We start from the raw sequence: 552 nt of genomic DNA, 5'->3' as shown, positions 1-552 counted from the left end.
AGGTTATGCATTATCCGGTATTAGCTCCGGTTTCCCGAAGTTATCCCAGTCTTACAGGCAGGTTGCCCACGTGTTACTCACCCGTCCGCCGCTGACTTCAGGGAGCAAGCTCCCATCCGCCCGCTCGACTTGCATGTATTAGGCACGCCGCCAGCGTTCGTCCTGAGCCAGGATCAAACTCTCCATATAAGAGTAAGATTTAGCTCTGATAAAAAATAAGATTAACGTTGACGTTTTTGTTCGTTCAGTTTTCAAAGAACAATCTCAGTCGCTCTCTTAAAGCAACTATATTAGAATAACATTTTCAGCAGCCTTCGTCAACAACTTTTTTTAAAAAGTTTGTTCTGAGCATCAGCTCTAAAAGGTGCCTGACTATCATAACACCAGCGGTGTTATGGGTCAACCCTTTATCAAAAGGAATAATATTCCATTGGTAAGGGATTAAAAAAGACAAAGAAACATCTCTTTGTCTTCGCCCGGCAGCGTCCTACTCTCACAGGGGGAGAGCCCCCAACTACCATCGGCGCTGAGAAGCTTAACTTCCGTGTTCGG

Annotated in this window: 2 rRNA genes; both read right to left on the bottom strand. The window is 45.5% G+C overall.

Annotated features, from left to right (window positions below):
* Nucleotides 1-189, bottom strand: a 16S ribosomal RNA gene (locus LCM00_RS24550); the annotation flags it as partial.
* 285 nt (nt 190-474) lie between these two features.
* Nucleotides 475-552 (bottom strand): 5S ribosomal RNA (gene rrf, locus LCM00_RS24995); the annotation flags it as partial.

Source organism: Bacillus infantis, from assembly GCF_020171945.1.
Lineage (GTDB): Bacteria > Bacillota > Bacilli > Bacillales > Cytobacillaceae > Bacillus_AB > Bacillus_AB infantis_A.
Note: the sequence above shows the minus strand (reverse complement) of the source record. Positions and strands in the feature narration are given on the sequence as shown.